This window comes from Celeribacter marinus, assembly GCF_965656515.1.
In the GTDB taxonomy this organism is placed as follows: Bacteria; Pseudomonadota; Alphaproteobacteria; order Rhodobacterales; family Rhodobacteraceae; genus Celeribacter; species Celeribacter marinus_D.
Window position 1 is genome coordinate 2,150 of record NZ_CBFHKW010000059.1, and the last position, 2,389, is coordinate 4,538.

The following is a 2,389-nucleotide window of genomic DNA, read 5'->3' on the forward strand; positions in this document are numbered from 1 at the left end:
CGTCATTTTGCTTTGTCTGACCGGCGATGCGTGTCACCGGCTCTCCTTGGGGAAACATTCATATGAATGCGGCCCGATCGTTCAAAACTTGTAAGACTTCGAGGCAGTCCCTTTCACCTCTTACAAGACTTTGTGACCCGAGTTTCAAACAACTCTGCGGTCAAATCCGGCCCCGAAACAACGTCCCGAGGCCGAAAATTCTTTAGAACTGGTCTTCGAACTTTTTGGCCAGATCTTCGATGTTTTCAGGTGGCCACTCTTCGACGTCCATGCCGAGGTGCAGACCCATTCCCGAAAGCACTTCTTTGATCTCGTTGAGAGACTTGCGGCCGAAGTTCGGCGTGCGCAGCATTTCTGCTTCGGTCTTTTGGATGAGATCGCCGATGTAAACGATGTTGTCGTTCTTGAGGCAGTTTGCCGAACGGACAGACAATTCCAGCTCGTCCACTTTCTTGAGGAGAAGTGGGTTGAACTCGAGGCCGTCATCTTCTTCTTGGCGACCAGCCGCTTCTGGCTCGTCGAAGTTGACGAAGATGCCGAGCTGATCCTGAAGAATGCGCGCGGCGTAAGCTACTGCATCTTCGGGGGTCACGGAGCCGTCTGTTTCGATCTTGAGTGTGAGTTTGTCATAGTCGAGAACCTGACCTTCGCGGGTCGGCTGCACGTCATAGGACACTTTTTTCACAGGCGAATAGATCGCGTCCACGGGGATGAGGCCGATTGGCGCATCCTCGGGTTTGTTTTTGTCAGCGGCAACGTAGCCTTTGCCCGTGTTCACGGTCAGTTCCATGAACAGGTCGGCGCCATCGTCGAGGTGACAGATCACGTGATCTTTGTTGAGAACCTCAATGCCTGCGCTCTCGGAGATGTCACCAGCAGTGACAACGAGCGGGCCTTTTGCGGAGATGGAAAGACGCTTTGGTCCTTCGACTTCCATACGCAAGGCAACACCTTTGAGGTTGAGGATCACATCGGTCACATCTTCGCGGACGCCAGCAATGGAGGAAAACTCGTGCAGAACGTTGTCGATCTGAACGGAGGTGATGGCCGCGCCTTGCAGCGACGACATCAAAACGCGACGCAACGCGTTGCCCAACGTCAAGCCAAAGCCGCGCTCGAGCGGTTCGGCGATAATGGTTGCTTGGCGAGCTGGCTCATTGCCAGGCTTCACTTCAAGCTGTTGGGGTTTAATGAGCTCGGCCCAATTCTTGTGGATCATGCAGTAGCCTCCATGCTTGTCTCTCGTCCATGTCCGTAAGCGAGAGACGTCCCGAGGGATCTAAAAACGCAAAAACGGACCGCACGCATGAGCGCCTGCGGTCCATAAATAGTTCGTGATGATTACACGCGGCGACGCTTTGGTGGGCGGCAGCCGTTGTGAGCCATCGGTGTCACGTCACGAATGGACGTGATGTTGAAGCCGGCAGCAGCAAGTGCGCGCAAGGCGGACTCACGACCGGAGCCTGCGCCCTGGACTTCAACTTCGAGGGTTTTAACGCCGTGATCCTGCGCTTTTTTACCCACATCTTCGGCAGCCATCTGAGCGGCGTAAGGTGTGGATTTCCGCGAGCCTTTGAAGCCCATGGTGCCAGCAGACGACCAAGCGATCGCGTTGCCCTGCACGTCGGAGATCAGGATTTTGGTGTTGTTGAAGGTCGAGTTCACGTGAGCAACGCCGGAGGCGATGTTCTTGGAGACCTTTTTCTTGGTAGTACGACGAGTATCGCGTGCCATTGATCAGATCTCCCTTATTTCTTCTTACCAGCAATGGCCTTTGCAGGACCTTTGCGAGTGCGAGCGTTTGTGTGCGTACGCTGACCGCGTACAGGAAGATTGCGGCGGTGACGCAAGCCACGGTAACAACCGAGATCCATCAAACGTTTGATGTTCATCTGTGTTTCGCGACGCAGGTCACCTTCGACGGTGTAGTTCGCGTCGATGTGCTCGCGGATTGCCAGAACTTCGGAATCCGACAATTCGTTTACACGACGTGTGCGGTCGATGCCTACGGCTTCGCAGATAGCTTCAGCAGATGTGCTGCCGATGCCGGTTACATATGTGAGGGCGATTGGAACCCGCTTTCCAGTCGGGATGTTTACGCCGGCGATACGTGCCACGTGATATTTCCTTTTCGTTGCGGTTCCGTAAGTCCAGAACCTTTTTTCACAACGTCAAACCCGCGGGTCTTTCAACCTGCGGGCGTCAGCTGAATTCTATGATCATCGCATTGGGAGCGACCCGTCAGCGAATCTGTGTACCCATGAGGGTTGGTGTGCCTTACGGAGATTTTGGCGGACCGTCAAGTGGCCCACCAAATTTCTCAATGCTAGGCGAGCGCTTTCGCGATATCGCGCGCGACGTCATCAACGCCTTGCAGGCCATCGACCGA

3 protein-coding genes are annotated in these 2,389 nt (G+C 54.8%); all 3 read right to left on the reverse strand.

The genetic code is table 11. The features are described from left to right. Positions 1-202 precede the first annotated feature (202 nt). A complete protein-coding gene (locus ACTG34_RS11595) occupies positions 203-1,219 on the reverse strand; it encodes a DNA-directed RNA polymerase subunit alpha (protein WP_062220443.1) in 1,017 nt (338 codons plus the stop codon). 122 nt (positions 1,220-1,341) lie between these two features. Then, a complete protein-coding gene (gene rpsK / locus ACTG34_RS11600) occupies positions 1,342-1,734 on the reverse strand; it encodes a 30S ribosomal protein S11 (RefSeq protein WP_062220444.1) in 393 nt (130 codons plus the stop codon). A 14-nt stretch (positions 1,735-1,748) separates the two neighbouring features. Then, entirely contained in the window at positions 1,749-2,117 is a 369-nt protein-coding gene (rpsM, locus tag ACTG34_RS11605) for a 30S ribosomal protein S13 (RefSeq protein ID WP_439105062.1), read from the reverse strand. Positions 2,118-2,389: the final 272 nt, after the last annotated feature.